This is a genomic window from Aquimarina sp. AWH4_224 (genome assembly GCF_056160245.1).
This window is the reverse complement of the sequence record NZ_JBSWWU010000001.1, coordinates 34630-61297: the sequence shown is the minus strand read 5'-3', so window position 1 is coordinate 61297 and position 26668 is coordinate 34630. Positions and strand designations below refer to the sequence as shown.

The following is a 26668-nucleotide window of genomic DNA, read 5'->3' as shown; positions in this document are numbered from 1 at the left end:
AATGGGTAAAGCTATTTCTGTATTCTGGTTTAGACGAGATCTACGATTAGATGATAATGTTGGTTTATACAACGCACTGCAATCGGAATATCCTGTCCTACCTATCTTTATCTTTGATAAAAAGATTTTGGATCACCTACCAAAAAATGATGCACGGGTTTCCTTTATTTATAACACCTTAGAAGGAATAAATCAAGAACTGTATCAAAAATACAAATCGTCTTTGGCCAGGTTTTATGGTACTCCCGAAGAAGTGTTCAATCAGTTAACTACAAATTTTGAAGTTAAAGAGGTATATACGAATCATGACTATGAACCCTATGCCCGAGAAAGAGATCAAAAAATAGCTGAATTTCTTACTCAAAAAAATATTCGATTTCAGACGTACAAAGATCAAGTCATTTTTGAAAAAGGTGATATTCTAAAAAAGGATGGCAATCCTTATGTAGTCTATACACCATATAAAAATAAATGGAAAGAACTGTTCCATACCGGCCAGATACAGTCTGTAGCTACAGAACAATATCTTGCTAATACGGTAAAGGATATTCATTTTCCTGAAATCACCTTAGCCGAAATGGGATTTGAACCTTCAATAATCAAAGTTCCTGTATTTGACGTCTCCCCTACCTTGATCGACAATTATGAAGATACCAGGAACTTCCCAGCCAAAGAAAAAGGAACATCAAAACTAGGCCCTTATTTGCGCTTTGGAATAGTAAGTATTAGAAAAATTGTAAAAAAAGCAATTTCACAAAACAATGAAGTCTTCTGGTCTGAGCTGATTTGGAGAGAGTTTTTTATGCAAATTCTATGGCATTATCCCAAAACCAAAGATCATGCATTCAAATCCAAATACGATCGCATAGAATGGCGAAACAACGAAGCAGATTTTGAAAAATGGAAAAACGGAGAAACTGGATATCCTTTGGTAGACGCAGGAATGCGAGAGTTAAATCAAACTGGTTACATGCATAATCGTGTACGCATGGTTGTAGCTAGTTTTCTTTGTAAACATTTACTGATCGACTGGAGATGGGGTGAAGCGTACTTTGCGGAAAAACTATTGGATTACGATCTTTCTGCCAATGTAGGCAACTGGCAATGGGCATCGGGTTCTGGTGTAGATGCAGCGCCTTATTTTAGAATATTTAACCCCACAACGCAGATTACCAAATTTGATAAAAATCTTGAGTACATTAAAACTTGGGTACAAGACCTCAATGAACTCACTTACCCTCATCCTATGGTAGAGCACAAGATGGCCAGAGAACGCTGTCTAAAAACCTACAAGGAAGCGCTGGATTAACCGATGAAAATATAACATTTTATTTAATATTTGGGATTGATGTTTTTCGTATTTTGAAGTACTTAAAACAATACGCATAATCAATAAATCCAAATTCTAATGACTACAGAACAAGTTGCCAACCGTTTAGTAGAACTTTGCCGCATGGGAGAAAACATGCAGGCTATCAGCGAACTTTATGATACCAAGGTTGTAAGCAAAGAAATGCCAGGATACCCTAACTCTGTAACCGCTGGTAAAGAAGCAGTGATAAAAAAAAGTGAAGACTGGTATGCTACGGTAGAAGAGTATCACGGAGGCCAAATCTCTGACCCTCTTGTAGCCGATAATCATTTTAGTCTTACCATGAAAATGGATTGTACTTTTAAAGGGCAAGGTCGTATGCAAATAGAAGAGCTTTGTGTTTACGAAGTTAACGATGGTAAAATTACCGAAGAACAGTTTTTCTATACTATGCCTCCACAATAACGCAAGGTATTCCTTAAAAAGTAAAAAAGCCTGATAATCATCAGGCTTTTAGTTCTTATATCTGTATGTTATTGTCTCCTAAAACTTGTATCCAAAAGAAACTTGAAACACTCCATTTCTAATGGAAGCTTCGTCTTCTAAGCCTTCTATATCATCGATATCAGCAATTCCGAAGTTATATCTGGCTTGAAAAAAGGTCCCGAACTCAAATTGATATCCCAATCCTAAATTCACACCAAAGTCGATTTCAGAAAAAGATTCCTTCAAATCTACATCAGAAGTTTCTGTACCTCCATTAGCCGTATTTTTACGTTCAAGAATAGCAGAAGTCAAATATCCTAACTGAGGCCCTACTTCTATACTAAAACCAGGTGCAGTGTAAAATGGATAATACTTAATGGTCGGAGTAAGATAAATATAATCCAACTTTAAGGTTTCATCCTCAAAATTTGGTTCCGGGCTATCTGCTTTATATCCCTGGAAAGAATAATACAATTCTGGTTGTATAGCTAGGATCTCTATGATAGGTATTTCGGCAACCAATCCAAGGTGTACACTTGTTCGTACATCAAGATCATCGGTCCCATCACCAACTACATCTGCCACATTCAATCCAACTTTTAATCCCATTTGAAAAGATTCAACTTGGCTAGTCATTTTTTGGGATAAAAAACCAACAAGTAGAACAAGGAAAAATATTCGTTTATTCATAGTAATCTAATTTGGAGCAATTATTATTTGGTTGTTAGAATTTCTTCATTCTCAGTAATAAACGAAGAAACTACAATTTAATTACGTTTTCAAAAGTAAACAACCCGATCCAGAAATAAAAAAAATAATTATACTTGTATAAAACAATCAAACATCGATGATAGCTTTTATCTTTGACAGAGCTGGGTTACGATTGTCTTTTTTATAAATCACCGAAAGCTCTGCCTTTTGAGGAATTTTTGGGATCTCAAGAAACTTTACTGCCAAATTAAAGCCATGCTGTAATGACGTAGGTACGATGGCCACTCCTAGACCACTTTCTACCAACTTAAAAATTGTTTGAGCATGTACAGATTTATGAGTCACTTTGGGAGTAAATCCCTTATCCTCGCAGATACTCATAATTTTATTATAGTACAAAGAGCTATAATCAGAAGAAAACAGAATGAAATTTTCCTCAGCTACCTGAGCAATATTCTTAAATGTTTTCAAATTTAAATGGTGTTCTTTGGGCAACACCAATGAAAACGAATCTGTATGCACAGTCTTCATTTTTAGCCCATCAGGAACCCTGGATAATCTAACGAAACCAAGATCCAACTGATCTTTCTGTATAGCTTCTACTTGCATATAATTAGACATTTCCTCTAAGCTAAATTGAATATTAGGGTATTCCTGATTGGCTTGTACCAAAATATCTGGTATCACTGTTTGAATGGCTGAGCCTAAAAATCCTATCCTTACCTCTCCAGTACTTCCCTGATCTACTAATCGGGCTTGCTTTATGGTAAAATCAATATGATTAAAAATATACTCCAGTTCTTTTTTTAGAAAAACTCCAGCTGCAGTAAGCGCTACATTTCTTTTATCTCTAACAAATAATTTAGCTCCAATGATCTCTTCCATCTGCTTGATTTGTCGGCTCAATCCAGGTTGAGAAATAAATAATCTATCGGCAGCTTTCCTGAAATGTAATTCTTCGGCTACGGCAAGAAAATAACTAAAATGTCTAAGCTCTAATTGATAACTCATAGTTATTAATAATTGATATAAATGGTATTTCTAATTATTAAATGTAACCATTAATTTAGTACTAACAAATCATACAAGAATAAATGTCAACAACAGCGCACCATTTTTTATTTGGAGAAGACTTTTTAACCGCGGGGATTGCTTTGCAAATCGCTAGAGGTGAAAGAAAAGCATCGATTTCGGATACTGCCAGGGAGAAAATCCGACAAAGCGAGCGTACCGTTCAAAACATAGTAGAAAAAGGTGATCCCGTTTACGGAATTAACACAGGATTTGGCCCTCTTTGTACTACCAAAATATCAAAAGAAGAAACCAATATATTACAAAGTAATATTTTACAGAGTCACAGTGTTGGTGTTGGGGATCCTATTGATACCGAAATTGCCAAGTTAATGCTCATTCTTAAAGCGCAATCTTTGTCAAAAGGATATTCTGGAATCGCAGAAAAAACTTTGGACCGTATTCTTTGGCATATCGACAACGATGCTATTCCTGTTGTTCCTAGTCAAGGTTCTGTAGGTGCTTCTGGAGATTTAGCTCCTTTGTCCCACCTATTTTTACCCTTACTTGGATTAGGAAAAGTACACTTTAAGGGTGACGTAATTGCCACTAAAGAATTATTTAACAGTCTAGGTCTGGCTCCTATTGCTTTGGGTCCCAAAGAAGGATTAGCCTTAATCAATGGAACACAATTTATAGCTGCACATGCCGTACAATTAGTGGCCAAATTACACAATTGCCTATCCCACTCTGATATCATCGGGGCCATGATGATCGAGGGATTACAAGGCTCTGTAAAGCCGTTCTACAAAGAACTTCATCAATTACGCCCTTTCAAAGGAAATATCCATGTAGCTTCAAAAGTAAAATCCTTATTAAAAGGTTCAGAAATTATGGAGGACCACATTGATTGTGATCGCGTGCAGGACCCCTATTCTTTACGTTGTATCCCACAAGTACATGGATCTTCCAGAAATGCTTGGCTTCATCTCAAAGAATTATTAGAAGTAGAGTTAAATTCGGTAACAGATAACCCAATTATTATTGACGAGGAATTAACCATAAGCGGTGGTAGTTTTCATGGTCAACCGTTAGCAATGGCAATTGATTATGCGTGTCTGGCTGCTTCAGAATTAGGAAACATCTCCGATCGTCGCATCTATTTGGCTTTAGAAGGAAATTCACCGGGAGTCCCAAAATTATTGATGGAGGACACTGGAATAAACTCAGGGTATATGATTCTTCAATATACCAGTGCGGCTTTGGCCAGCGAGAACAAAGGGCTTTGTTTCCCCTCCAGTGCCGATAGTATCCCAACCTCTCTGGGACAAGAAGATCATGTAAGTATGGGATCCATAGGTGGTAGAAAAGCATTAAGAGTTATTGATAATCTCGAAAAAATTCTTGCAATAGAACTACTTACTGCTGCACAGGCCTTCGAATACAGAAAACCAATGAAATCTGGAATCATCCTAGACGAAATTCATCAGGAAATTCGAAAACACGTTCCTTTTGCTGAAAAGGACCGTGTATTTGCAGATGATATTGAAGAAGGAATAAAAATGATTAAAAACAAAACCATAACAACGATCGCTGATCAGGTATCAAAAAACAAAAATGTATCTCTTGAAACGCAATACTCTGAAGAATTTGAAGTCTATTAATCAATAATAGCAAACTAACAGGAAAACAATAAGTAACGCGTATGGAAAAGTATAAACTAATTGGTCCCATCACACAATTGATTGGTTTAGAGAAATTATCCCTTAAAGGACCAGTAAAGGACGAAAATTTGAACCTTATAGAGCATGCTGGAATACTCATCCGGAACCATAAAATTGATACTATAGGGAGTTATTCTGATCTAAAAGAAAAGGTAACAACTTTGGATGCAAAGGTAGAAATGATTGAACTTAAGGCCAATAATGTTTGTGTTCCCGGATTTATTGATGCCCATACTCACATTTGTTTTGCAGGAAGCAGAGCGCGGGATTATGCGATGAGAAATGCTGGAAAATCCTATCTCGAAATAGCTGAAGCTGGTGGAGGAATCTGGGATACCGTGATGCAAACCAGAAATGCCACTCAAGAAGAACTCTCTCACAATGTGATCAAAAGAGCTAATATTTTATTGAAAAAAGGAATCACAACAATAGAGGTAAAAAGCGGATATGGATTATCTACTCCAGAAGAGTTAAAAATGTTGAGGGCCATCAAAAATGCAAACCTCAATACCGAAGCTGATCTTATCGCTACTTGTTTGGCCGGACATATGCTCCCCAAAGATTATGAAGGAGATCACCAATCCTACTTAGAACATATCAGCAATACACTGTTTCCTATTCTTAAAGAAGAAAACTTAAGCAATAGAATTGACGCTTTTATAGAGAAAAGCGCTTTTATGCCATCTGATATCTATCCGTATTTCAGAAAAGCAAAGGCCATGGAATTTGATATTACTGTACATGCCGATCAATTTAGTACCGGAGGTAGCGAGGTAGCTGTAAATATTAATGCTATTAGTGCTGATCATCTAGAAGCCAGTACAGAAGATGAAATTGAAATGATTGCTAATAGTAATGTCGTGGCCGTAGCATTACCCGGAGCTTCTATTGGTTTGGGATGTAATTTTACTCCTGCCAGAAAAATTTTAGATGCTGGCGGGATAGTAGCCATTGCGAGTGACTGGAACCCAGGATCTGCACCAATGGGAGATTTATTAACTCAAGCTACCATTCTGGGAACTTTCGAAAAATTAAGTAATGCCGAAATATTGGCCGGAATCACCTACAGAGCAGCGGCGGCATTAAATTTATCCGATCGTGGAAGATTGGCACCGGATATGCTTGCTGATTTCAACCTTTTTGAAACAGATCACTATAACGAAATCTTTTATCATCAGGGTAAACTTACACCTGCTCAGGTATGGAAAAAAGGAGAACTCATCTATTCAACTCACCGTTAAAAGCACTGCTATGACATTTAAAGAGCAAATACTTCAGGGGATTCCCGACGTATTACCACCAAAGAAAAAATATGACTCGCAAATCAGCAGAGCACCCAAAAGGAAACAAATCCTTTCTAATGAAGAAAAAAAGTTAGCGCTCAAAAACGCATTGCGGTATTTTCCAGAAACCTGGCACAAGGAACTTGCAGAAGAATTTCTAAGCGAATTGAATGAGTTTGGTCGCATTTATATGTATCGTTTTATGCCAGATTATGATATGTTTGCTCGTCCGATTAATGAATACCCGTTTCTTACGGCACAAGCAGGTTCAATAATGTTGATGATTCAAAACAACTTAGATCCAGCAGTGGCGCAACATCCTTACGAACTGATCACCTATGGTGGTAACGGTGCGGTTTTTCAGAATTGGGCACAGTATCTACTCACGATGAAGTATTTGGCTACAATGACCGAAGAGCAGACTTTACATATGTATTCTGGACATCCCATGGGTTTATTCCCCTCTTCAAAAGATGCACCAAGAGTAATCGTTACCAACGGAATGATGATCCCCAACTACTCTACTCCAAATGACTGGGAAAAATATAATGCATTAGGAGTAACACAATACGGACAAATGACTGCCGGGAGTTATATGTACATTGGTCCACAAGGAATTGTTCATGGTACTACCATTACCGTGATGAATGCATTTAGAAAAACACTTAAACCTAATGAAACATCAGCAGGTAAAATTTTCCTAACCGCTGGACTGGGTGGTATGAGTGGCGCTCAACCCAAAGCAGGAAATATAGCAGGTTGTATTACCGTTTGCGCAGAAGTCAACCCAGATGCTGCACAAAAAAGACATTCGCAAGGCTGGGTAGATGAAATTGTAGATCATATAGACGCTTTAGTACTTCGTGTTCAAAAAGCAGTACAACAAGAAGAAGTAGTTTCTATAGCCTATCAAGGAAATATTGTAGATGTATGGGAGCGATTTTATGAAGAAGAAATCTATGTGGATCTAGGCTCTGATCAAACCTCTTTGCATAACCCATGGTCTGGCGGATATTATCCGGTAGGAGTAAGTTATAAAGACGCTAACAAAATGATTAGTAATGATCCCGAACTTTTTAAAACAAAAGTGCAAGAATCTCTACGAAGACATGCAGCTGCGATCAACCTCCATACAGCTCGAGGGACTTACTTTTTTGATTATGGGAATGCATTTCTTTTAGAAGCTTCGAGAGCTGGAGCGGATATTATGGCTGAGAATAAGATCGATTTTAAATATCCCTCTTACGTTCAGGATATTCTGGGACCAATGTGTTTTGACTATGGATTTGGTCCGTTTAGATGGGTGTGTACCTCAGGAAACCCTGGTGATTTGGAGAAAACGGATCAAATTGCCCTTGAGGTAATGAAAACTATTAAAAATGAAGCTCCGGAAGAAATTCAGCAGCAGATGCAGGACAATATTACCTGGATAGAAGAAGCTAAAGAAAATCAACTTGTTGTAGGTTCGCAAGCCAGGATACTATACGCCGATGCAGAAGGAAGAATGAAAATTGCTGAAGCGTTTAATCAAGCTATAAAAAATAAAGAAATCACAGCTCCAATTGTACTGGGTAGAGATCATCATGATGTAAGTGGTACAGATTCTCCTTATCGCGAAACCAGCAACATCTACGATGGTAGTAAGTTTACAGCAGATATGGCGATTCATAATGTTATCGGAGATAGCTTTAGAGGAGCAACATGGGTGTCCATACACAATGGCGGTGGTGTAGGATGGGGAGAAGTGATGAATGGTGGTTTTGGTCTGGTCTTGGATGGTTCTAAGGATGCTTCAGAAAGGTTAAATAAGATGCTATTCTATGATGTAAACAACGGAATCTCCAGAAGAAGTTGGGCCAGAAATAAAGAAGCCATATTTGCGATCAAAAGAGAAATGGAACGTACTCCGTCATTGCAAGTAACATTACCTAACGTGGTTGAAGAAGAGATTATTGATCATCTAATTGACTAATATGAAACGATATATACAACCAAATGCTACCATTTGGAAAGGACGGAATTCTGATCAGGATTTGTATTTCCATGAGAAAATAAAGCTATTAGATCTAGATCATGAAATTTCTTTGCAAAAAGATAAAAAACATTTTGGTTTGTTGGGATATGCTTGTGATGAAGGCGTACGAAGAAATCTAGGTCGAGTTGGTGCAGCTCAAGCACCAGATAGCATTCGGGCAAATTTAGCTTCGTTAGCAAATCATTTTGATAATGATACAGAAATTGTAGATACTGGTACGATAAGCTGCACAGATGGGGATTTAGAAAAAACGCATCAGGTTACTACAAAATACGTTTCTCAATTATTACGGCATAACATATTTCCGATCATTTTAGGAGGTGGACATGATCTTGCTTATCCGCATTTTAACGGCATTAAATCGAAATTTCAAGATGCTACTATTGGAATCATCAATTTGGATGCTCATTTTGATTTAAGACCTCTAATTGATCAAAGTACTTCTGGGACTCCTTTTTATCAAATTGCTAAAGAAGACAAAGAATTCAATTATCTATGTTTAGGTATTCAAAAGGCCTCTAATCATAGGGGATTATTTGATACTGCAGCAGAACTTAATGTTTCTTATATCGAGAATACCACTTTCAATATGAAACATCTTGAAAAGGTTAAAAAAACCGTTCAACATTTTATTTCTTCTGTAGATTATATTTATCTCACTATCGATATTGATGGGTTTAGTTCGGCTTATGCTCCCGGAGTAAGTGCGCCCTCCCCTTTTGGATTTTCTGTGGATATTGCCCTGGAAACCATAACTCAGATTTGCAATTCAAAAAAATTAGTTAGCGTGGATCTGGTAGAACTTAATCCCAAATACGACATTGATCATTGTACCGCTAAACTGGCTGCAAGATTAATTTATCACATAGTTCAAAACTTAACATAAACCACTTCTTATTTCCGTAACCTTTTGATCTGCATATGGAAACATATGTTCTGATCCTTTTGTTAATAACTACGTTTTAGCTTTGCCATCAACAGGATATTTTACAAAGGAATACCGGAATTGATCAGGCAATCTACTATCAATTACATTTTATCAAAAAAAAGACCCTTCAAATGTGCATAAGAAGGGTTATAGGGCAAATCAAAAAAGGGGGAAACACTTTCTAATAATTCTTGTAAACTCCTGTAAACAAGCTTATCACATATCGTACCCAAATATTATTGAAACTATTATTACTTACGAATCGCATAGCTTGAGGCTCCAGGAAGTTGTCTTAAAAAATTTACAATACTTGTAAAGTTTAGTCCTAATAGGGAGTAAAATGTATTCATGACTGCGTGATTTAAGATTATCTGTCACTAAATTAACATGTTATCAACAAATTACCAAATTTTATGTTTATTAAATGTTAATTATTTGTTGAAAACAATTTTTATATCGATAAAAATACATTTTTAATAATACTTATTAAAATAATTGTAGGTTATTTCTTATTTAAATTGTTAATAACTATGTTAATAACTCCAAATAACGATATCTATCACGAGCTCAAGCTGTTAATAACCTCAACTTAATTTCTCAGTTTTGTCATTTCTATCTCCATCATTGGACAATTTGAGGTTATTTATAGCATCAAACTGTAATTTTTGGATAAATTGCCACCATGAATACGGCGACCATTAAAGAAATCAAGACGGAGCTTACCCATCGTTCTCATCAAGAACTAATGGAACTTTGCTTACAACTCTCTAGGTTCAAAAAGGAGAATAAAGAGTTACTTACCTATATTTTATTCGAATCCAGTAATGAAGAAGCTTATATCCAAGCCATACAAAATCAGGTTGATGAAGAATTTGATGCTATCAACACCAAATCTTATCATTATATCAAGAAAAGTGTTCGGAAGATTTTACGAATGATAAAGAAATACATCAGGTATTCTAAAAATAAAGAAACTGAAGTTGAGCTCTTACTCTACTTCTGTCAAAAATTGAAAGACTTTACCCCTTATATCAAAAAAAGCACGGTGCTTAAAAACATCATGCAGCGAGAGCTTTTGAGTATTAAAAAGAAGACGGTAAAACTTCACGAGGATTTACAATATGATTATCAACAACAACTCAATGATTTTATCGACTAATTTATAGCTGTTTATCGATCCATTTTAGTATGGTCTTTATTAGTTTTTCTTTTTCCAGGTCATTATGCAATTCATGGTACCCATCTTCAAATAATACCAGCTCTGCTAAATCACTTTTATTAGAAAATTCTTGGGTAGCCGTATAATCAATCAGACGATCATCTGTTCCATGAAATACAAGGGTCGGTTTTTGTAATAAGTTTCCATGATCCATTGCCCACTTTCCAGCTTCCATAATAGGAAAAGAAAAATTAGGGCTTATTTTATCATGAACCAGAGGATCTTGTTCATACTTCTCGACTTCTTCAGGTACTCTTGATATAGCTTTTGTATCTAATCCAGAAGGTAATGTTATCGACGGAGCTATATGCTCTAACAATTTACCCATTGACATTTTCCAGGCTGGAGGTTGAAATGCTAATCTGAAAAAAGGACTAGACAATATTACCCCATTTACTTTTGAATCTTGTTTTAAAACATAATTGATCACCAAATTCCCACCCATACTATGACCGTACAAAAAAATCGGGGTATTAGGTAAAAGAGATTCAGTTTTAGAGATCATCATACCAATGAGTTCCATAAGCGAAGAATAGTCTGGGCAATGCCCTCTTTTTCCACTGCTCTTACCATGACCAAAATTATCGTAGGTAATTACTGCGATATGCTTTGCCAATAACTCTGGAATAACATAATCTGTATACCGAGCAGAATGTTCTCCCATTCCATGCACCAAGAGCACGATAGCCTTACTTTCATTTGGTATCCAATACTGACTAAAGATTTGATGCTTATGATAGGCTACATAGAATTCTTGATGCTGCATGCCTTAAATATACGAGATTTTCTGATTTGTCAGGTTTTTCTGAATTTATTCGCAGAAAATAACGCATAGCGATGACTTAACTTTCAAACATCAGAGATACAAACTCTGCTACACAGGCAGGTTTTTCTATACCCTGAATTTCTACGGTGCAATCCCATGTGATTTTCAATCCTTTTTCTGCATAAGGCTCAATTTTTTGAATACTACTATGTAACCTAAGATTACAATCAACAGGAACCGGATGCGGAAATCGAACTTTATTTAATCCATAATTGACACCCATTGCAAAACTCTCTATCACCATCAAATCCATTAGCATTTTTGACAATAAGGATATAGACATAAACCCATGCGCAATTGGTTTTTTAAATGGGGATTCTTTTTGTGCTCTTTCCACATCCACATGTATCCATTGGTAATCGAGCGTAGCATCTGCAAAAGCGTTAATCATTTCTTGGGTAACCAAAACCCATTGCCCAACAGGAAGTGATTTTCCTTCGTAGGTTTTGAACTCTTCAAAATTCTTACAAACTAGTTGATCCATACTCATTTGGTGTTGATGTATAATTCTTATTTAAAGGAAACATAATTGGCTAGAGATAATTACAATATCACCTGGATATTCCTCCATCGATGGTCAAACAAATACCAGACACATACGAAGCTTCGTCAGAAGCCAAATACAAATATCCATAAGCTATATCCAAAGGAGTAGCTGCTTTCTGTAATGGAATCTGTTTCTTGATCCCATCAATATGTTCTTTAGGGATTTGATCCGTCATTTCGGTCAAGGTAAAACCGGGCGCAAGAGCATTGGCTGTAATCCCATATTTCCCTAATTCCAAAGTCCATGTTTTAGACATTGCGATTACACCTGCCTTGGTAGCTGCATAATTGGACTGCCCAAAATTACCACGCAAACCAACATTGGACGCAGCAGAAACAATCCGCCCATATCCCTTTTCTTTCATGTATTGTGAAACAACCTGTGTACAAAGAAATACACCTTTCAAATTTACATTGACTACAGCATCCCATTCTTCTTCGCTCATTTTATGCAACGTTCGATCCTTGGTAATCCCTGCGTTATTAATCAGTATATCGATTTTTCCATAGTGCTTAAAAATCCTGTCGGCTTCCTTTTCAATAGCTTCTTTGTTGGTCACAGATATCTTCACAAACTCAGCCTGCCCTCCATTAGATTGGATTTGATCTGCCGTTTTAGCTCCATCGTCTAGCAGATCCCAGATGATTACAGATGCCCCTTCTTTTGCAAAGAGTTCTGCTACTGATTTGCCTATTCCACGAGCTCCACCAGTTACGATGGCTACTTTTTCTTTTAGTCTCATTTTGTTATGGTCTTAACTACATTCTATTACTACTTTCCCTCTCACCTCTCGGTTCATCATGGCATGCAATGCGTTTTTAGCCTCATCCAAGGGATATATCCCATGTATATGAGGTTTAAGCTTTCCTGCTCCATACCATTGCATTAATTCCATCGCATTTTCAAGGTTTTTTTGAGGTGTTTTCATGGCAAAGCTTCCCCAGAACACTCCTACAATAGCACACCCTTTCAACAACGCTAGGTTTAATGGTATTTTGGGAATATCACCCGCAGCAAACCCAACAACCAAGTAACGGCCTTCCCAGGCGGTTCCTCGCAAGGCTGGTTCTGCATAAGCTCCCCCTACAGGATCATAGACCACATCCACCCCATTACCATTTGTAAGTTCTTTAATTCTATTCTTTAGATCTTCTTTGGAATAATTAATGGTTTCGTCTGCTCCATATTCCTTGCATAGGTTCAGTTTTTCGTCTGAAGATGCTGCAGCAATAACCTTTGCTCCCATCAGCTTTCCTAATTCTACTGCAGCCAGACCTACTCCTCCCGAAGCTCCTAATACTAGTAGGGTTTCTCCTTCTTGCAGTTTTCCTCTATCTTTTAAAGCGTGATAAGATGTCCCATAGGCCATCATAAATGACGCAGCTACAGGAAAATCCATCATAGGTGGTTTTTTAAAACAAGCATTTCCTGGCATCACCACTTCTTCTGCATATCCGCCGTGCATCACAAAACCAAATACCTCATCACCAGGTTGAAGATGTGTTACCTTTTCTCCTACTTGCTTCACAATACCGGCAACATCACTACCAGGTGTAAACGGCAGCTCAGGCTTAAACTGATACAACCCTTGAACAATAAGCGTATCCGGAAAGTTAACACTACACGCTTTTACTTGCACCAATACTTCCTTTTCTCCAGGAATCGGGCTTTGGACATCTTCAATGACCAAGCTAGATGGTGGACCAAATTCTTTACATACTACTGCTTTCATAGATCCTGCTGTTTAATCTTCTTTTACCTTTAGGACTAATTTACCCATCTTTTCTCCAGAAAACAATCGTAAAAAAGTTTCATGAAAATTCTCAATCCCCTCATAAATATCTTCCTTGCTTTTAAGTTTTCCTTGCATTAACCAACCTCCCATTTCCATAGCAGCTTTGCCATAGTCTTTTGCATAATCCATCACTACCATACCCTGCATAGTAGCCCTGTTGACTAACAAGGACAAATAATTACTTGGTCCTTTGATCGCTACTTTATTGTTGTATTGAGATATTGCACCACAAATGACTATACGTGCATGCATTCTGAGTCTGGCTAAAGCAGCATCCAAAATCTCACCTCCTACATTATCAAAGTATACATCAATTCCTTTAGGACATTCTCGTTTTAATGCGGAATATATGTTCTCAGATTTATAATCAATAGCACCATCAAAACCTAACTCTTCTTTTATGTACTTACATTTTTCTGCTCCCCCAGCAATACCAATCACAGTACATCCTTTTATTTTTGCTATTTGCCCGACTATACTACCTACAGCACCTGCCGCTCCGGACACCAATACTACATCACCTTCTTTGATTTTACCCACTTCGGTTATACCAAAGTATGCAGTCATACCTGGCATTCCTAATGTACCAATATACATAGGCAAAGGAGCCAGCTTTGGATCTACCTGATACCAATTCGCACCATCAGAAACGGTATACTGTTGTACACCTCCCCATCCGGTAAGAAAATCGCCTTCTTTAAACTTAGGGTGATTGTTGCTCTTGATCACTTTACCTACAGATCCTGCTCGCATTACATCATCGATTTGTACAGGCTCTATATATGATTTCCCTTCATTCATCCAACCTCTCATTGCCGGATCCAGAGATATGTAGTGTTGTTCTATCAATATTTCGCCATCCTTGAGTTCTGGCACCGGATTGTTTTGTAACTCGAATGTATCTTGTTCTGGTAGTCCTATTGGTCGTTTTTTGAAAATCAGTTGTTTATTGTTCATTATCTTTTTATTTGTGTAAATTTTAAAAGTTGTCTTTTATAAAGAAGTTCCCCCATCCAGTGTGATGGTCTGGCCCGTAATGAATTTGGTTGTATCTGAAGCCAGCCATACCACAGCTTCTGCTATTTCTTCGGCTTGACCGTATCTTTTCATAGGAATCACACTCTTCAAGCGCTGATCCATATCTGGTCTTACGGATAGCAACTTATCCAACAATGCAGATTCTGTATAGCCAGGACAAACTGCATTAATTCTAATATTTTTTGTAGCATATTCCAGGGCTGCCGACTTAGTCATTCCAACGACTGCAAATTTGCTCGCACAATACGAAAGATTATTCAACGAAGCTTTTAAACCTGCTAAAGAAGCAATATTTACAATATTCCCTCCCCCTTGTTTTACCATTTGCTGCAAGGCTACTTTCATGCAATAAAAAACTCCGGTTTGATTTACTGCGATTACACTATCCCAATCATCCAAGGTATACTCACCTGTCCTTGCCATGTTTCTTGGTCCAATACCTGCATTATTCACAATCACATCCAATTGCCCATACTTTTCTACAGTCTTTGCAACTAATTGTTCCACATCTTCAAATTTGGCCACATTCGCAGTAATTACCGTCGCTTCTCCTCCTTCACTTTTAATCTCATCGGCAGTATTCTGGGCTTTTTCTTCTTTGATATCAGAAACAATTACTTTGGCCTGATGTTTTGCAAAGTGCTTTGCTGTTGCTGCTCCTATACCAGATCCGGCACCTGTTACTATTACTATTTTATCTTTTACTTGCATATATTTCGTTTTAAGAGGTACATAAAATTAATCTAGAGTCTTCCAAGGCTCTTGTTCTAAGGTGACCAGGGTACCCTTCTTTGGTAATCATTCCCAAAAAGTCTTGTTTGCTGGCATATTCTACAATCAAAACCTTATCCCATTCTAAATGGTTCTGGGGACCAATAATATTAAACATGGGTTTCCCATTGAATACAATTTTTGCTTTAGAATCTTGAAAAAAAGGTGTTGCTGCCTTCATATATTCCAGATAAGCTTCAGCACCAGAAGTCCCTGTTTCATTTACTTTTTCTTTAAATTTCAACAGATTAAACATTTGAAACGGACCTTCTATTTCAAAATCCATGAATTCCTTGAACTTTTCTGGTGTTACTTCTATATATGATTGACTCATCTTTTGTTATTTAAATTCTTATACTCAAACCATTATACTTTCAACATTTCCAACCCTTCAGAAACTTTCATAATATCAGGATAGTTCGTTTCCAAGGTTGCTATCATAAACTCGAAAGGAACATCTTCAAAATGTCCATAATCCTCTACATACTCCATAAAAACGTTTCCAACACGGTCATATTCATGGAACATAGAATCTTGTTCTCCGTCAAAATCCAAAGGAGCAACATTACATTTCTCGCACAATGCTTTATTAAACGCTGGTGAAACCTTTAGCCATTTCCCATCAAGAAATAGATCCACCATACCATGTGGTGCCAATTCGTTCGTGCCAAATTTTTCGGTAAGTCGCTCTACCGCAATATGATTTTTTACCTTGGCCAAATGTATTCTAGCAGGAATCCCTAAAGCTCTTAATCCTGCAATCAACAATATGGATTTATCTACACAATGTCCGTAGTCTTGCTTTGCTACTTCACTAGCTCTATATTTTTCTTTGGAAAGATGAATGCTATATGGATCATATTTCCATTGATCTCTCACTTTATAGTACCATCCTATTGCTTTTTCTTTAGAAGATAAATCCTGAGTATCAAATTCTTCAATAAGCTCCTGAATCTCCTTGGATTTATAATCTAAATAATACGTATGTTCTAAATATTCCATATTACTTTTTAATCTATTTTATTCTTCTGAATGGCCTGTAACGAGAGGTTACATAACAATTCTGCTGCTTTATTCAATTGTGCAAAGCGAGGATCAGTGGTAAGTCCTTTACTGTATCGATAATAAATTTGCTGAGCAATCACTGCAATTTTGAACAAACCGAATACATAATAGAAAACCAGATGATCGATTTGTCTACCGCTTTTCTGAGCATATAGTTCTACAATCTCACTTCTTCCTGGGTTTCCCTCCATTATGGTTGGAGAAGGAATTCCTTGCTGTACAAATGGGTGGTCACTAGCCATGGTCCAATACCCAAGCGACGTACCCAAATCCATCATAGGATCTCCTAGGGTTGCCATTTCCCAATCCAATACCGCATTTACTTCTGTCCAGCTATCATCCTTAAAGACGACATTATCATATTTAAAATCATTATGCACCAAACTATGTGCATAGGTTTTGGGTTGATGTTCCTGCATCCATTTCATTACTTTTTCTGCAGCAGGGACATCATCGGTAGCTGCTTTAAGATATTGCTTCCCCCAGTTGGAAACCTGACGCTCTACATAACCCTCAGGTTTTCCTAAACTCTCTAGCGAAGCTTCCTTATAATCTATGTTATGAAGATCTACAAATGTGTCTAACCAAGCGTTGGCTATGGTTTTGAATTCATCAGCAGAAACATTTCTTTTTTTCGCCTCTTTTACATTCAGAATAATACCATCAACCTTTTCCATAATATAAAAAGGACAACCAAGGATGGCCTCATCTTCTGTATACGCATACATATGCGGTACCTTTGGAAAAGCTTTTTGAATACCTGATTGTACCTTAAACTCTCGCCCCATATCATGACCTCTCTTTATTGCTCCAAATGGAGGTCTACGTAGTACATATTCTTTATCTTCAATCTCAATTAAATACGTTAGATTAGAATACCCATGAGTAAACTGAGTCACTTTCCAATCACTAGTATTATCGTTGATCAATTCTTCTTTTTGCAGAAAAGCTTTTAACTCCTTTTCGTTAAGTTCTTCGCCTTTACGTACGTTTTGCATATTTTGGTGGGTTTATCGCTAAAATTTTAAACTGAAGTCTTTGCATACTTCTTAATGATACTCTTTCCTAACTGATACATATGTACCTCATCAGGGCCATCAGCCAGACGCAACATACGAGCCGCCACAAAGAAATGTGCTAATGGAGTATCTGGTCCCACTCCTTTACCTCCATGTATTTGCATTGCCCGATCTATTACATTGAGTGCCATATTAGGAGCCACAATCTTAATCATTGCTATCAAATCTTTTGAGGTTTTATTACCTTCTCGATCCATTTTGTCTGCTGCGGAAAGCGTCAGTAAACGTGCCTGTTCTATCTCGCATTGAGACAAGGCTATTTCTTGTCGAATACTACTAAAATCCTTGAATGTTTTACCAAAAGCAATACGTTCTGCCGCACGCTCAGACATCAATTCCAAAGATCGTTGTGCCATCCCGATCAAACGCATACAATGATGAATACGACCTGGCCCTAAACGCCCTTGTGCAATTTCAAATCCTCTTCCTTCTCCTAGTATTAGGTTTTCTTTGGGTACACGTACATTGTCTAATACAATTTCGGCATGCCCTTCTGGAGAATCATAAAATCCGAAAACGGATAACGGTCGTATCACTTTTAACCCTGGAGTATCCATAGGTACTAAAATCATACTTTGTTGTAGATGGCGTGCCGCATTTGGATCGGTTTTACCCATCACAATGGCGATCTTACAATGAGGATCCATACCTCCTGATGACCACCATTTACGACCATTAATCACATAATGATCTCCATCTCTGGTAATCGAAGTTTCGATATTTGTAGCATCCGAAGACGCTACCTGAGGTTCTGTCATCAAAAAGGCAGAACGAATGTCACCATTCATCAAAGGCTGTAGCCATTGTTCTTGCTGTTCTTTGGTTCCATATTTGGCCAGCACCTCCATGTTACCGGTATCCGGCGCATTACAATTAAACACCTCTGAGGACCACAATACTCGTCCCATGATCTCTGCCAAAGGAGCGTATTCCAGATTCGTTAGTCCTGGACTTAGTTCTTTGTAGCTTTTTGGCAAGAAAAGATTCCATAGACCAGCTTCCTTAGCTTTTTCTTTTAGCTGTTCCATTCCTGGCCAACGTTTCCAAAGATTTTTCGGATCATAATTGAATGCGGTAACTTCCTTTTCTACGGGGAGTATGTGTTCTTCAAAAAAAGCATTTAACTTTTCTTGAAGGGCAATTACATTTTCTGAGTATTCAAAATTCATTAGTGAAATTATTTAAAAGAAGAGTATTTGATGGTGGACAAGCTTTTACCCCGCTATCATATACCCTCCATCTGCATTATACACCCCGCCTGTCATATACGCTCCAGCATCTGAAGCTAACAAACAGGCTATCCCTGCCATCTCATCGGGCATTCCCATTCTTGCAGAAGGCAATGTCTTTTCTATCTTCTGTAGTAATTGTTCATTTTGCCAAAGGGCAGCACTAAATTTTGTTTTTATGAGCCCAGGACAAACCACATTTGCTCGCACACCGTACTTACCCCATTCTTTAGCTTGATTTTTGGTAAGCATTAGTAAAGCTGCTTTACTTGTACTGTATAATCCAAGTCCTGCTCCGGGATGAAGCGCCTCTACAGAGGCAATATTGATGATGCTTCCTCCTCCTCGTTTTTGCATTGATGGAAGCGCAAGGTTTGACAACATCCATGGAGCCTTTACATTGACATCCATGATTTTATCGAATACTCCTTCTTCTGCATCTTCAAGAGGACCATAAATCGGATTTATTGCTGCATTATTGACCAATATATCCACTCCTCCATATTGTTCTATTGTCTTTTGAACCAAATTCTCACGTTGATCAGCTTTTCCGATATGACAAGCAATTCCAGTGGCCTCCAAACCTTCTTTTTTGAATTCCTCAGCCACCTCATCTACCGCTTCCTGGCTTCTACTGCTTATGATTACGTGTGCTCCATGTTCAGCCAATCCTTTGGCAATTGATTTTCCGATTCCTTTACTTGATCCCGTGATAATAGCAACCTTATTAGAAAGGTTAAATAAGGGTTGTATACTACTCATAAATTGATTAGTTGTTTAAAATGTGTAGAGTTAATGTATTTTTTAGTGAAAAATTTCTTTCTCTCCTGTAATGGTAAGCGACTCTTCGTCCATCAAAATTTCTGCAAGGCCATTCACTTTAGGCAACTCATACTTAAAATAGAATTTCATGGCATGAATCTTACTTTCATAAAAGTCTTCGCTATATGTTTTTTGTCCGGTTACCAATGTTTTCTTAGCATGAGTTCCTATATCCAACCATAACCAGCTCATGGTTATCGTACTCAAGAACTCCATAAAAGGTGTGGCATCGGCCAAAAAGCGTTCAAAATCACCTTTCTGAGCAAATCCAGTTAAAAACGTAATCACTTTTTGCGCCAATTGTAATTTTTCTCCTAGCTTTCCGGCATAAGGTCGTAACTCATCATAATTTGAAGCATTTTGAATAGTCTGCATTACTTCTGCGGTAAGGTATTCTAAAGCCTTACCGTTTTCCATGATTAATTTTCGACCTAAGAGATCTAGCGACTGAATACCTGTCGTACCTTCGTATATTGGAAAAATTCGTATATCTCGATAATACTGCTGTAATATAAAATCGGTACAGAAACCATATCCGCCCAACACTTGCAATCCGTTAGAAACCGCATGGGCTCCCATATCCGAAGGATATGTCTTTACCATAGGAATAATCAACTCTAGCAAAAGACTATACTTCTCTTTTTCTTTAGGGTCTTTTACGGTTTCTTTTAAATCATAGTATTTTGAAGCCAACAGCACTAAGCTTAAAGATCCTTCCGAAATTGTTTTCTGAAGCAATAGCATTCTACGCACATCCGGGTGATTGATAATCAAGGTTTGACCCTGATCCAGGTCTTTTTTACCTGCACTGGTGAGTTTACGTCCTTGTGGACGCTCTTTTGCATATTGAAGAGATGCATGATAAGCTGCAGTGGCTATAGCTGCTGCTCCCCTACCTACCGCTATTCGTGCTCCATTCATCATCAAAAACATATATTTTAATCCTTGATGGGCTTCTCCTACCAACCATCCTCTACAATCATCAGTATCCCCAAATCCAAGGTGCGTAGTACAATATCCTCTTTGTCCCAGTTTTTGAAAATCAGCAACCGTAGTAACATCATTAGGTGTTAATCCACCGTTACCATCTGGACGTTTTTTAGGTACTACGAATAATGAAATTCCTTTTGTTCCAGCTGGAGCTCCTTCAATACGGGCTAACACCAAGTGTACAAAATTATCGGCATATTGGTGATCTCCTCCTGAAATAAAAATCTTTTGTCCAGAAATCTTGTAATATCCTTCGTCTGTAGGTGTTGCCTTTGTTACAACATCAGATAATGAACTTCCGGCCTGCGGTTCGGTAAGACACATGGTACCTCCCCAATCTCCGGATAGCATCTTTGGTACATAGGTACTTTTAAGCTCTTCATTTGCAAAGTGTATAATTAATTCAGCAGAACCAAGAGTTAATCCTACATATCCTGGTAAATGGTTATTAGCAGCATCTTGAATAAATGCTGAAGCTGTATAGACCATCATAGGAAGTTGCAACCCACCATCATCGTAATCAAAGGTACCAGAGATCAATCCCATCTCTCCTCCTTTTTTCATCATCACTCCTACTTGTTCATGTACATGAACAGCGCCATCCTTATGATAAGCAGGTTTCTCATCCATTTCCTTGAAGTAAGGAAATAATTCTCGATCAGAAAATTCTTTTACAGACTCTAAAAAAAGATCCAGTGATTCTTTGTCATGATCAACAAAACGTTCTTGTTCCAGAACATCCTCTAATCCATGCAAATCGTATAAAAAATATTTTAGAGTTTCAAAATCAATATATTGTGCGGCCATATCGTAATACTTTTAAACTGTCGGTTATTAACTACACAATAAATTTCGTGAATATTTGACAATTTCTTATTAAACCAGTTTAATAAATACGATATTTTAGAATTGTATTAACTTTTATTAGTAATAAGACATCCATTATAAAAGGTGATAGTTCCCTATTTCTCACTTAATCTTTTACGAATCTTCGAAAGCCCAACAGGTGTTATCCCAAGGTAAGAAGCTATAAGGTATTGTGGAACTCTCTGAAAAAGCTCAGGACGTTTCTTTAGCAATTGTAGGTATCGTTCTTGATTAGAAAGATTTCTAAGATCATTAATTCGTTGAAAATTGATAACAAATGTTCTTTGCATAGATAATCTACCGAAACGTTCTAATTGATGAGAGTGATCGAATACTTTTTGGACATCTGCTTTGGTAATCGAATATACGGTTACATCTTCCAAAGCTTCCAAATAAGATCCGGATGGTATTTCTTGAATATAGGCGTATAGGTCCGTAAAAAAATAGCCTTCTGTATAAAATTCCATGACCTGGCTAGTTCCATTCTCTATAGTATAATAGGAAACACATCCTTGCTTCATAAAATAAAAATGCTCGATATACTGTCCTGGTTTCAATAGAAAGTCGCCTTTGTTAAAGGTTCGTTTTTTGTAAAACCGAAGACCAAATTCCATATCCGAATCACTTACCTCAGAATACGATCGTATCGTTTTTTTTAAGTCCTCCAAAGTTCACCTAGGTTTTTGACTAAAAAACGAAATATTTCTTAAAATGCAAAAAGAAGCTTTCTGAGTTTTGTCATATTAGAATTATTCTTCAAAGTAATACATAACAATTTGTAGAATACCTTAAAATATTGTGGTTATCCCGGAAAAAAAACTTAACTTTTGATTGTCTAATCCGTAAGACATCAAATTTTGTTAAGTGTAAACATGATCTAATGCATACCCCTATCCGTTTAAATGGATGGATTTTATGGACGCAATCAACTACCACCAAATATCAATTTTCTTATTTCAAGGTATAATAGTAGCCTCATTAATTCTACTGCTATTTAGACTACGCACAGTAATGGGGTTAGGATTACTATTCACCTCATTAGGACTTTTTCAGTTCATTCAGGTATTTCTAGCCAGTACTCTTTACTTTGAGATTTCTGAAACCCTGGTAGTTTCTCCCGGATCCTCGGTACTATTTTCTGCAACCTTGTTTGCAGTTCTTATGACCTATATTAAGGAAGATGCTATTACTACCAGAAGACTTATCTATGCGCTAGTAGTTGCTAATCTTTTATTATCCTTTTTACTATTGTCTTTTCGCTGGAATATAGAAGGAGCATATAGTTATAATCCCTTTGATATATCGACAGAGTTTTTCTACACTAATGTATTTGTGCTGTTTGTAGGAACAGCCATTCTGTTTGTCGATTCAATTTTGATTATTTTCTTATTTGAATTCATATCAAAATACATATCATCCTTATTTTTGAGGATCTTTTTCACCATGACGTTAGTATTGACTTTTGATGCTATTTTTTTCTCATTGGGCTCTTTTTGGTTTTTTGAAGATGTCATGAAGATTTTATATTCTGGCCTAGTATCTAAGGTCTTTATGGGCGTGTTTTACAGTATTCTTTTCTCTATATACCTTAAATATTTTGAAAAAGAAACCTATCAATCTAGTTATCTTAGTTTTAAAGATGTCTATCACTCACTTACCTATAAGCAAAAGTTTGAGGTAGCAGAAAAAGCAATACAACTTAGCGAAAATAGATATCACACATTAACTAATCTTGTTCCTGTTGGTATTTTTATCACCAAAGCAGATGGAAAAACCTCTTTTGTAAATCCGAAATGGTGTTCTATCTCTGGGCTATCCCAAGAGGAAGCCTCATATGATGGATGGCTTAAAGCTGTACATCCTGAAGATCGAAAGAAACTTAAAAAAGGTTGGTACGATGCCGCTGGCAAGGGAGAAAGTTCTCAGGCAGAGTATCGATTTCTTAGCGAAGATGGCACTGTTACTTGGGTATTAGGACAAGCCATTCCAGAATACAATGATGAACAAGAGATCATCGGATATGTAGGAACAATCACTGATATTACCGAAATAAAGCTATACGAAATTGAGTTAAGCAGACTCAAAGAAAAAGCTGAAGAAAGCGATCGTCTTAAATCTGCATTTCTGGCAAATATGAGCCATGAAATACGAACACCTATGAATGGTATCATGGGATTGGCAGAATTATTAAAAGAACCTAAACTTACTGGAGATGAACAGCAGCTCTATCTGGATCTCATAAAAGAAAGTGGTGCAAGAATGCTGAACATCATCAAAGACATTATCGACATTTCCAAAATTGAAGCAGACCAGGTTAAATTATATAATACCCAAGTTAACGTCAATGATCAAACAAAATATCTTTATCAATTTTTCACTCCCGAAACTGATAGCAAAAATATTAAGTTATCATTGAACAATGGACTAAGTGACGATGAAGCTATCGTGAATACCGATAAGGAAAAATTTAATGCGATATTAACCAATCTGGTCAAAAATGCCATTAAATACACCAACAAAGGAGCTATAGATTTTGGGTATAAGTTAAAAGATAATCATCTAGAATTCTATGTAAAGGATACGGGCATTGGAATATCCAAAGACAGACAAAAAGCCATTTTTGATCGCTTTGTACAAGCAGACATCGAGGATCGATATGCTTTAGAAGGCGCAGGAATAGGGTTGTCTATCGCCAAAGCATATGTAGAAATGCTGGATGGAGAAATTTGGGTAGAGAGCAAAAAAAATAAAGGGTCTACTTTTTACTTCACAATCCCTTATGCTACAGAGTAATGCTTTGCCTATATGCTAAGAACTGTCTTTTTTTAAATTCCGCGCATACTCATTATCTCCCTCAAAATAAAAGGTAGTTTAGAATATTTTTATACTTTTAATCTCGTCTTTAGGGTACTCGTACTTTTGAAGTAATAAAAAAACCAGCTCTTAAAACCAGCTGTTGTCATTTGATGATGAACAAATTTGTTTTTCTTTTTCAAAATCAGATTATCTAGAAAATATCAAATCCATGACTCAAGAACAGCGTGATTTAATCACAAATTGGGTAGTAGATGCCCAAATTCTTCTAAAATGCCATCTATCCATGGCCGAATCGACTCGAAGAAAACATAGAAATATTGGAATTTTATCTGCGGTATTATCTGCAATAGTAGGATCCAGTATTTTTGCTTCTCTCGGACAAGACAATAATGAAAAACTCCTGGTGATACTAACAGGATTAATAAGTCTTATTGCTACCATTTTGACCAGTGTTCTCGCTTTTTTAAAATTACCGGAAATTGCGAATCAGTATCATAATTCTGGTAATGAATACGCTGCAATTCGTAAAGAGTTTGAGTTTTTACTCACCTTTGAATCCAAAGATCAAGAACACGTACAGAATGAAATCAAACGATTAAAAATAAAATGGGACGATATTCGAAAAAACTCCATACCAATCTCCATTAAAACTATAAAAAAATATAACGGAGCTGAACATCATCTTGCGAAATGACATACAAAAAATGCCATTACATTTGTAATGGCATTTTTGTTTACTGATATATAAAAGTTAGGCTTGCACCCTAATGATCTTGGCTCCAATAGCTCGTAAACGTTCATCTATATTTTCGTATCCCCTATCTATTTGTTCAATATTATGAATTGTAGAGGTACCTTTTGCACTAAGGGCTGCTATTAACAGAGAGATCCCAGCTCTAATATCTGGAGATACCATTGTAGTAGCCTTCAGAGTAGATTTAAAATCATGACCAATAATAGTCGCTCTATGAGGATCACATAAAATGATCTTAGCACCCATATCAATAAGTTTGTCTACAAAAAACAAACGGCTTTCAAACATTTTTTGGTGTACCATTACCTCTCCTCTGGCCTGCGTAGCAACCACCAAAACAATACTCAAAAGATCTGGTGTAAATCCAGGCCATGGAGCATCTGCTATAGTCATAAAAGAACCATCGATATAACTTTCAATTTGATATCCGTCTTTATGCGCAGGAATATAAATATCATCCCCAGATTTCTCTACTGTAATCCCTAGCTTTCTGAATGTATTTGGAATAATCCCTAGATTTTCCCAGCTTACATTTTTGATAGTAATTTCACTCTTGGTCATCGCTGCCAATCCAATCCATGATCCGATCTCAATCATATCTGGCAATACTCTATGCTCACATCCTCCTAGTGCATCTACTCCTTCAATAGATAACAAATTAGATCCAATTCCAGAGATCTTTGCTCCCATTCTATTGAGCATCTTACACAATTGCTGTAAATAGGGCTCACAAGCAGCATTATATATTGTAGTTGTTCCTTTGGCCAATACTGCAGCCATTACAATATTAGCAGTACCGGTAACAGAGGCCTCATCCAGTAACATATACGTACCTGTTAACCCCTCTGGCGCTTCTACACCATAAAAACGTTCTTCCTTATTATAGCGGAACTTTGCTCCTAGATTGATAAACCCTTCAAAGTGGGTATCCAGTCGTCTTCTACCGATTTTATCCCCACCAGGGCGAGGGATATATCCTTTTCCAAACCTTGCCAAAAGCGGACCAACAATCATGATGGATCCTCGAAGTCCGCTTCCCTCCTTCTTAAACTGTTCACTTTCTAGATAATTCAGGTTTAAATCATCACTTTTAAAAGTATATGTACCTTTATCCAGTTTTTGAATTTTAACCCCCAGATTTCTAAGGATTTCAATTAGTTTATTCACATCCCGAATATCTGGTATATTGGATATTGTTACCTGATCTGGAGTTAGTAATACTGCACAAAGAATTTGCAGGGCTTCATTTTTAGCTCCTTGAGGTGTAATTTCTCCTTTAAGCTGATGCCCTCCTTCTATCTGAAAAGTCCCCATGTAGTTGTCGAAAATTAGTGGTTAGTATTGTAGTTGGGTTGTAAA

Annotated in this window: 25 protein-coding genes; 9 read left to right on the top strand and 16 right to left on the bottom strand. The window is 37.1% G+C overall.

Translation table 11 applies throughout. From position 1 onward, the window contains the following. Nucleotide 1 precedes the first annotated feature (1 nt). Together ACXAGJ_RS00240 and ACXAGJ_RS00235 are read left to right on the top strand one after the other, a co-directional pair. Complete coding sequence (locus ACXAGJ_RS00240) at nucleotides 2–1309, top strand: cryptochrome/photolyase family protein (RefSeq protein WP_474836049.1); 1308 nt, start codon at nucleotides 2–4, stop codon at nucleotides 1307–1309. 99 nt (nucleotides 1310–1408) lie between these two features. After that, nucleotides 1409–1777, top strand: coding sequence for a SnoaL-like domain-containing protein (locus tag ACXAGJ_RS00235; RefSeq protein ID WP_073312790.1), 369 nt, complete (start codon nucleotides 1409–1411; stop codon nucleotides 1775–1777). Nucleotides 1778–1855: 78 nt separating this feature from the next. Here the strand turns inward: ACXAGJ_RS00235 and ACXAGJ_RS00230 are convergent, their stop codons facing one another. Together ACXAGJ_RS00230 and ACXAGJ_RS00225 are read right to left on the bottom strand one after the other, a co-directional pair. Beyond that, nucleotides 1856–2488: a porin family protein gene (locus ACXAGJ_RS00230; RefSeq protein WP_474836047.1), complete on the bottom strand. Its 633-nt coding sequence runs from the start codon at nucleotides 2486–2488 to the stop codon at nucleotides 1856–1858. Between the two features lie 147 nt (nucleotides 2489–2635). Further along, nucleotides 2636–3520: a LysR family transcriptional regulator gene (locus ACXAGJ_RS00225; protein ID WP_474836045.1), complete on the bottom strand. Its 885-nt coding sequence runs from the start codon at nucleotides 3518–3520 to the stop codon at nucleotides 2636–2638. An 83-nt stretch (nucleotides 3521–3603) separates the two neighbouring features. Here ACXAGJ_RS00225 and hutH point away from each other — a divergent pair, with 83 nt between their 5' ends. The 5 genes from hutH (at nucleotide 3604) to ACXAGJ_RS00200 (ending at nucleotide 10649) form a co-directional block, all read left to right on the top strand. After that, a complete protein-coding gene (hutH, locus tag ACXAGJ_RS00220; protein WP_474836043.1) occupies nucleotides 3604–5184 on the top strand; it encodes a histidine ammonia-lyase in 1581 nt (526 codons plus the stop codon). A 41-nt stretch (nucleotides 5185–5225) separates the two neighbouring features. Then, nucleotides 5226–6485, top strand: coding sequence for an imidazolonepropionase (gene hutI, locus ACXAGJ_RS00215; protein ID WP_474836041.1), 1260 nt, complete (start codon nucleotides 5226–5228; stop codon nucleotides 6483–6485). A gap of 10 nt (nucleotides 6486–6495) precedes the next feature. Continuing rightward, on the top strand, nucleotides 6496–8499 hold the full coding sequence (locus tag ACXAGJ_RS00210) for a urocanate hydratase (protein ID WP_474836039.1): 2004 nt from the start codon (nucleotides 6496–6498) through the stop codon (nucleotides 8497–8499). Between the two features lies 1 nt (nucleotide 8500). Further along, a complete protein-coding gene (gene hutG, locus ACXAGJ_RS00205) occupies nucleotides 8501–9448 on the top strand; it encodes a formimidoylglutamase (RefSeq protein ID WP_474836037.1) in 948 nt (315 codons plus the stop codon). A gap of 724 nt (nucleotides 9449–10172) precedes the next feature. Then, nucleotides 10173–10649 carry a hypothetical protein gene (locus tag ACXAGJ_RS00200; RefSeq protein WP_473286603.1) on the top strand — a complete coding sequence of 159 codons (477 nt, stop codon included), beginning with the start codon at nucleotides 10173–10175 and terminating at the stop codon, nucleotides 10647–10649. A 1-nt stretch (nucleotide 10650) separates the two neighbouring features. On the opposite strand, the gene ACXAGJ_RS00195 is transcribed toward ACXAGJ_RS00200, so the two are convergent. The 13 genes from ACXAGJ_RS00195 to ACXAGJ_RS00135 form a co-directional block, all read right to left on the bottom strand. Further along, a complete protein-coding gene (locus ACXAGJ_RS00195; RefSeq protein ID WP_474836034.1) occupies nucleotides 10651–11475 on the bottom strand; it encodes a lysophospholipase in 825 nt (274 codons plus the stop codon). 76 nt (nucleotides 11476–11551) lie between these two features. Beyond that, on the bottom strand, nucleotides 11552–12019 hold the full coding sequence (locus ACXAGJ_RS00190) for a MaoC family dehydratase (protein WP_073312760.1): 468 nt from the start codon (nucleotides 12017–12019) through the stop codon (nucleotides 11552–11554). Between the two features lie 67 nt (nucleotides 12020–12086). Continuing rightward, nucleotides 12087–12824, bottom strand: a complete 738-nt coding sequence (gene fabG / locus ACXAGJ_RS00185) for a 3-oxoacyl-ACP reductase FabG (protein WP_474836032.1) — start codon at nucleotides 12822–12824, stop codon at nucleotides 12087–12089. 12 nt (nucleotides 12825–12836) lie between these two features. Continuing rightward, on the bottom strand, nucleotides 12837–13814 hold the full coding sequence (locus tag ACXAGJ_RS00180) for an NADPH:quinone oxidoreductase family protein (protein WP_474836030.1): 978 nt from the start codon (nucleotides 13812–13814) through the stop codon (nucleotides 12837–12839). A gap of 12 nt (nucleotides 13815–13826) precedes the next feature. Next, nucleotides 13827–14834, bottom strand: coding sequence for an NADP-dependent oxidoreductase (locus ACXAGJ_RS00175; RefSeq protein WP_474836028.1), 1008 nt, complete (start codon nucleotides 14832–14834; stop codon nucleotides 13827–13829). Nucleotides 14835–14870: 36 nt separating this feature from the next. After that, entirely contained in the window at nucleotides 14871–15626 is a 756-nt protein-coding gene (locus ACXAGJ_RS00170) for an SDR family NAD(P)-dependent oxidoreductase (RefSeq protein ID WP_474836026.1), read from the bottom strand. 10 nt (nucleotides 15627–15636) lie between these two features. Next, the gene (locus ACXAGJ_RS00165; RefSeq protein ID WP_474836024.1) at nucleotides 15637–16020 is read right to left on the bottom strand and encodes a DUF1330 domain-containing protein; all 384 of its coding nucleotides are present in this window, start codon (nucleotides 16018–16020) and stop codon (nucleotides 15637–15639) included. Nucleotides 16021–16052: 32 nt separating this feature from the next. After that, on the bottom strand, nucleotides 16053–16688 hold the full coding sequence (locus tag ACXAGJ_RS00160; protein ID WP_474836022.1) for a transglutaminase-like domain-containing protein: 636 nt from the start codon (nucleotides 16686–16688) through the stop codon (nucleotides 16053–16055). An 8-nt stretch (nucleotides 16689–16696) separates the two neighbouring features. Beyond that, complete coding sequence (locus ACXAGJ_RS00155; RefSeq protein ID WP_474836020.1) at nucleotides 16697–17749, bottom strand: phosphotransferase family protein; 1053 nt, start codon at nucleotides 17747–17749, stop codon at nucleotides 16697–16699. Nucleotides 17750–17775: 26 nt separating this feature from the next. Beyond that, the gene (locus ACXAGJ_RS00150; RefSeq protein WP_474836018.1) at nucleotides 17776–18999 is read right to left on the bottom strand and encodes an acyl-CoA dehydrogenase family protein; all 1224 of its coding nucleotides are present in this window, start codon (nucleotides 18997–18999) and stop codon (nucleotides 17776–17778) included. 45 nt (nucleotides 19000–19044) lie between these two features. Further along, a complete protein-coding gene (locus tag ACXAGJ_RS00145; protein WP_474836016.1) occupies nucleotides 19045–19821 on the bottom strand; it encodes an SDR family NAD(P)-dependent oxidoreductase in 777 nt (258 codons plus the stop codon). Nucleotides 19822–19863: 42 nt separating this feature from the next. Next, a complete protein-coding gene (locus ACXAGJ_RS00140; protein ID WP_474836014.1) occupies nucleotides 19864–21678 on the bottom strand; it encodes an acyl-CoA dehydrogenase in 1815 nt (604 codons plus the stop codon). A gap of 155 nt (nucleotides 21679–21833) precedes the next feature. After that, on the bottom strand, nucleotides 21834–22406 hold the full coding sequence (locus tag ACXAGJ_RS00135) for a Crp/Fnr family transcriptional regulator (RefSeq protein ID WP_474836012.1): 573 nt from the start codon (nucleotides 22404–22406) through the stop codon (nucleotides 21834–21836). A gap of 247 nt (nucleotides 22407–22653) precedes the next feature. Here ACXAGJ_RS00135 and ACXAGJ_RS00130 point away from each other — a divergent pair, with 247 nt between their 5' ends. Both ACXAGJ_RS00130 and ACXAGJ_RS00125 read left to right on the top strand, forming a co-directional pair. Next, nucleotides 22654–24531, top strand: a complete 1878-nt coding sequence (locus tag ACXAGJ_RS00130; protein ID WP_474836010.1) for a sensor histidine kinase — start codon at nucleotides 22654–22656, stop codon at nucleotides 24529–24531. A 232-nt stretch (nucleotides 24532–24763) separates the two neighbouring features. After that, nucleotides 24764–25249, top strand: coding sequence for an SLATT domain-containing protein (locus ACXAGJ_RS00125; protein ID WP_474836008.1), 486 nt, complete (start codon nucleotides 24764–24766; stop codon nucleotides 25247–25249). Between the two features lie 57 nt (nucleotides 25250–25306). On the opposite strand, the gene murA is transcribed toward ACXAGJ_RS00125, so the two are convergent. Then, the gene (gene murA / locus ACXAGJ_RS00120) at nucleotides 25307–26623 is read right to left on the bottom strand and encodes a UDP-N-acetylglucosamine 1-carboxyvinyltransferase (RefSeq protein WP_474836006.1); all 1317 of its coding nucleotides are present in this window, start codon (nucleotides 26621–26623) and stop codon (nucleotides 25307–25309) included. Nucleotides 26624–26668: the final 45 nt, after the last annotated feature.